Genomic DNA, 5,485 nt, shown 5'->3' on the forward strand with positions numbered 1-5,485 from the left:
GGATCGCGGTGACCGTCCGGCCTGGCCACGACCAGGCGCGCGCCGATCTGCAACGGCCAGAAGAACTCCCACACCGACACGTCGAAGGTGGCCGGGGTCTTCTGCAGCACCACGTCGTCGCGGGTCAGCTCGTACTCCGACTGCATCCACACCAGGCGGTTGACGATGGCCGCGTGGGTCACCGCCACGCCCTTCGGCCTGCCGGTGGAACCGGAGGTGAAGATCACGTACGCGGTGTTGTCCGGCCGCAGCGGGGCGCGGCGGTCGGCGTCGGTGAGCGGGGTGTCGGCGTAGGCCGACAGGTCGACGCGGTCGATCTCGACCGTGGCCGCCGCGCCGGCGTCGAACGCGTCGGCGGCGGTGGTCAGCACGCAGACCGGCTCGGCCACGTCCAGCACGTAGGCGATGCGGTCGGCCGGGTGATCGGGGTCGAGCGGCACGTAGGCGCCGCCCGCCGCGCTCACCGCGTACATACCGATCACCAGGTCCAGCGAGCGGCGCATGCCGAGGGCGACCATCGACTCCGGTCCGACACCCAGTTCGACCAGGTGGCGGGCCAGGGCGTGCACCCTGGCGGCGAACTCGCCGTAGGACAGACTCGTCCCCTCGAACGTCAGCGCGACGGTGTCGGGGGTGCGCGCCGCCTGCGCCTCGAACATCGAGACCAGGGTGGCCTCGGGGTCCACCGGGCGGGCGGTGGCGTTCCACTGCGCGAAGCGGGTGCGCTCGACGCCGTCGAGCAGCTCCACATCACCCACCGGCAGCGCCGGGTCGGCGACCACACCGGACAGCATCCGCACCAGGCGCTCGGCGAAGCCGGCGACGGTCGCGGCGTCGAACAGGTCGGTGGCGTAGGCGATCTCGGCCTTGGTGCCCTCGGCGGTGGTGGTGACGTTCAGGTGCAGGTCGATCTTGGCGGTCACCACGTCCAGCGGCAGCCCGGAGACCTCGAGGCCGGGCAGCTCGAAGTGGGTCTCGCCGGTGTTCTGGAACGACAGCATGACCTGGAACAGCGGGTGCCTGGCCTGCGAGCGGGCCGGGTTGAGCAGTTCCACCAGCCGCTCGAACGGCAGGTCGGCGTTGCCGAAGGCGCTCAGGTCGATCTCGCGCACCCGCGTGAGCAGATCGGTGAACGACTCGGCCGGGTCGACGAAGCTGCGCAGCACCAGCGTGTTGACGAACATGCCGATGGCGTCGTCGAGCGCGGCCTCGCCGCGGCCGGCGACCACGGTGCCGACGGCGATGTCGTCGCTGCCGGACAGCCGCGACAGCAGGGCCGCGAAGGCCGCGTGCACCACCATGAACAGGCTGGCGCCGTTGGCGCGGCCCAGCTCGTCCAGACCGGCGACCAGCTCGTCGGACAGCGAGAACTCGTGCACGCCACCGCGATTGGACGCCACGGCCGGACGCTTGCGATCCGCGGGCAGGTCGAGCTGGTCGGGCAGGCCCGCCAGGGTCTTCGACCAGTAGGCCACCTGCGCGGAGATGACCGACTCCGGGTCGTCCTCGGAGCCGAGCACCTCGCGCTGCCACAGCGCGTAGTCGGCGTACTGCACCGGCAGCGGCGTCCAGCCCGGCGCCGCGCCGCGGGAGCGGGCGGCGTAGGCGACCATGACGTCGCGGGCCAGCGGGCCCACCGACCAGCCGTCGCCGGAGACGTGGTGCACCACGAACACCAGCACATGGGTGACCGGCTGGGAGCCGTCCACCGAACCGGCGACACGGAACAGCGCCGCGCGCACCGGGACCTCGCTGGTGACGTCGAAACCGGTGAGCACCAGCTCGGTCACCCGGTCGGGGAGTTCGGTGTGCTCCACCAGGATCGGGGTGAGGTCGGGCACGTGGCGCGGATCGCCCGCGGGCAGGATGACCTGCACGCCCTGGCCTTCGGCGTTCTCCGGGTAGACGGTGCGCAGCACCTCGTGCCGGTCGATCACGTCGGACACCGCGCGGCGCAGCGCCTCGACGTCGAGGTCGCCCACCATGCGCACCGCGAGCGGGATGTTGTTGACCGCGGTGTCGCTGTCGAAGCGGTTGAGGAACCACATGCGCTGCTGGGTCAGCGAGAGCGGGATCTCCGCCGGGCGCGGGCCAGCCGTGAGGGCGCGGCGCTGCCTGCTGCCCGCCCGCTCGGCGGTGCGGGCCGCCAGCGCGGCCACCGTCGGCGCCTCGAACAGCTCGCGCACGGCCAGGCCGGCGTCGAGCGCCTCGTTCACGCGGGCCACCACCCGGGTGGCCAGCAGCGAGTTGCCGCCGAGGGCGAAGAAGTCGTCGTCGAGACCGACCTCGTCGACGCCGGGCAGCAACTCGGCGAAGACCGAGGCCACCGCCTGCTCGGCGGGGGTGCTCGGGGCGCGGAAGCTCGCCGTGGAGACGAACTCCGGCTCCGGCAGCGCCCTGCGGTCGAGCTTGCCGTTCGGGGTGAGCGGCAGCTCGGCCAGCACCACGATCGCGTCCGGCACCATGTAGGCGGTCAGGAATCCGGCGACCTGCTCGCGCACCGCCACCGGGTCGATCGCGGCGCCGGCGCCGGGCACCACGTAGCCGACCAGGCGGTCGCCCGCGTGCTCGTCGGCGCGGACCAGGACGACGGCCTGGCGCACACCCGCGACCTGCTCGAGCGCGGCCTCGATCTCGCCGAGTTCGATGCGGAAGCCGCGCAGCTGCACCTGCTGGTCGCTGCGGCCCGCGTACTCGATGGCGGCGGTCTCGGCGGAGCCCGCCCAGCGGCCGACGTCGCCGGAGCGGTACATGCGCGTGCCCGGCTCGCCGAACGGGTTCGCCACGAAGCGGGTCGCGGTCAGGCCGGGGCGGCCGAGATAGCCGCGGGCCAGCTGCTCGCCGGTCACGTGGATCTCGCCCGCCACGCCGATCGGGGTCGGCGCGAGCCGGTCGTCGAGCACATAGGCCGACAGTCCGGGCAGGGCGCGCCCGCTCACGCTGGCCGGGTTGCCGGCCAGCGCCTCGTCCAGGGCCAGGTACGACACGTGCACCGTGGTCTCGGTGATGCCGTACATGTTCACCAGCCGCGGGGCGTCGGCCGGGTGGCGCTCGTACCAGCGGCGCAGCTGCCGCAGGTCCAGCGCCTCACCGCCGAAGATCACGTAGCGCAGCGCGAACTCGCCCGCGTCACCGGCCGCCGCGGCGGCGCGGTCGGCCTCGACCAGCTGGGAGAAGGCCGACGGGGGCTGGTTGAGCACGGTGACCCGCTCGCGGACCAGCAGCTCGCGGAACTGCTCGGGCGAACGCGAGGTCAGGTAGTCGACCACGACCACCGAGCCGCCGTAGGCCAGCGCGCACCACAGCTCCCACACCGAGAAGTCGAAGGCGTAGGAGTGGAACAGCGTCCACACGTCGGCCGGGCCGAACCCGAACAGCGGCTGGGTGTTGGCGAACAGCCGCACCGCGTCGCGGTGGGTGACCGCCACGCCCTTGGGCACACCGGTGGAACCGGAGGTGTAGATGACGTAGGCCAGGTTGTCCGGCCGCAGCGGCGCCAGGCGGTCGGCGTCGGTCACCGGCGCCTCGCTGCCCGCCCCGGCCTCGGCCTCGTCCAGCAGCACGACCGGAACATCGACGGCCGGAACGGATTCCGCGTCGGCTCCGGTGGTCAGCACGCACACCGGGGCGGCGTCGGAGAGCATGAACTCGAGCCGCTGCACCGGGTAGGTGGTGTCGATCGGCACATAGGCGGCGCCGGTCAACAGCACCGCGTACAGCGCCACCGGCAGCTCCTCGGTGCGCGAGACCGCCACCGCGACCAGCGATTCCGGCCCGACGCCGCGCCCGATGAGGGTGCGCGCGATCCGGCTCGCCCGCCGTTGGAGTTCGCCGAAGGTGACGACGCGCTCGCCGAAGCGGACGGCGGTCGCCTCCGGCGCGGCGGCGGCACGGGCCTCGATCAGCGCGGGCAGGGTCGCCCCCGCCGCGTCGGGATCGGCCACCCCCGGGGTGTTCCAGGCGCGCAGCACCAGCTCCCGCTCACCGTCGGCGAGCAGGTCGATGTCGCCGACCACGGCCTCCGGCGCATTCGCGACCGTGCTCATGATCCTGGTCAGCCGGTGCGCGAAGCCGTCCACGGTGGCCGCGTCGAACAGGTCGGTGGCGTAGGAGAACTCGGCCGAGATGCCCGCGGGGGCGCCGTCGGCGTCGATGTTCTCCACCAGGGTCAGCTGCAGGTCGAACTTGGCCAGCGGGACCTGCGGGTCCACGCCGGAGACCGTCAGGCCGGGCAGCTCCAGCTCGGTGGGCGCGGTGTTCTGGAAGGTCAGCGCCACCTGGAACAGCGGATGCCGCGACGGCGAGCGGACCGGGTCGAGCACCTCGACCAGCCGCTCGAACGGCACGTCGGCGTGGCCGAAGGCGTCGACGTCCACGCGACGCACCTGGGCCAGCAGTTCGGCGAAGGCCGCCGCCGGGTCGATCTCGGTGCGCAGCACCAGGGTGTTGACGAACATGCCGATCAGGTCGTCGAGCGCGCGCTCGCCACGGCCCGCGATCGGCGTGCCGATGGCGATGTCACGGCTGCCCGACAGGCGGGCCAGCAGCACCGCAAGGGCGGCGTGCACGACCATGAACAGCGTCGAGTTGTGCTCGGCGGCCAGCTTGCGCAGCCCGGCGTGCACCTGCGCGTCGACGGTGAAGCCGACGGTGTCGCCGCGATGGCTGGTGACAGCCGGGCGCGGGCGGTCGGTCGGCAGGTCGAGCTGCTCGACCAGGCCGCCGAGTTCGCGCTTCCAGAAGGCGATCTGGCTCGCGATCAGCGAATCCGGGTCGGACTCCGCACCGAGCACCGCGCGCTGCCACAGCGTGTAGTCGGCGTACTGGACCTCCAGCGGCGCCCACGCGGGCTCGCCGCCCTCCACCCGCGCGCCGTAGGCGACCATGACGTCGCGGGTCAGCGGGCCCATGGAGAAACCGTCGGCGGAGATGTGGTGCACCACCAGGGCGAGCACGTGCTCGGTGGGGCTGATCTCGAACAGCCTGGCGCGGAAGGGCACCTCGGCGGTCACGTCGAAGGCGGTCAACACCAGTTCGGCGATGCGCTGCGGCAGCTGCTCCTCGGTGGTCTCGATCGGGGCGAGATCCGGGATCACCTGCGCGGTCGGGACCACCTGCTGGTAGCCGACGCCGCCGATCTCCGGGTAGTAGGTGCGCAGCGACTCGTGCCGTGCCAGCACGTCGGCCACCGCGACCTGCAGCGCCTGCCGGTCGAGCAGACCCGACATGCGCACCGCCACCGGGATGTTGTCGGCGGCCGCGGCCAGGTCGTGCTCGCTGCCGGAGCCGAGTTCGGCGCCCGCGCCGATGTTGAAGCGGTTGAGGAACCACATGCGCTGCTGGGCCAGCGACAGCGGCACCCGCTCGGGCCGCTTCTGCGGCGTCAGCGGGGCCCTGGCGCGCCCCCCCCCCCCCCCCACCGGGGGGGCGGGCCCCGGGGGCCCGGGGGGGGCCCGCGACACGAAGCGCACCCCCGAAAAAGGTT

The 5,485-nt window shown here is 73.1% G+C and carries 1 pseudogene; it reads right to left on the reverse strand.

Annotated features, from left to right (window positions below):
• Positions 1 to 5,414 (reverse strand): annotated as a pseudogene (locus QH283_RS08080) (amino acid adenylation domain-containing protein); the annotation flags it as partial.
• Positions 5,415 to 5,485: the final 71 nt, after the last annotated feature.

Source organism: Nocardia farcinica (assembly GCF_029867845.1).
Taxonomy (GTDB): domain Bacteria; phylum Actinomycetota; class Actinomycetes; order Mycobacteriales; family Mycobacteriaceae; genus Nocardia; species Nocardia farcinica_A.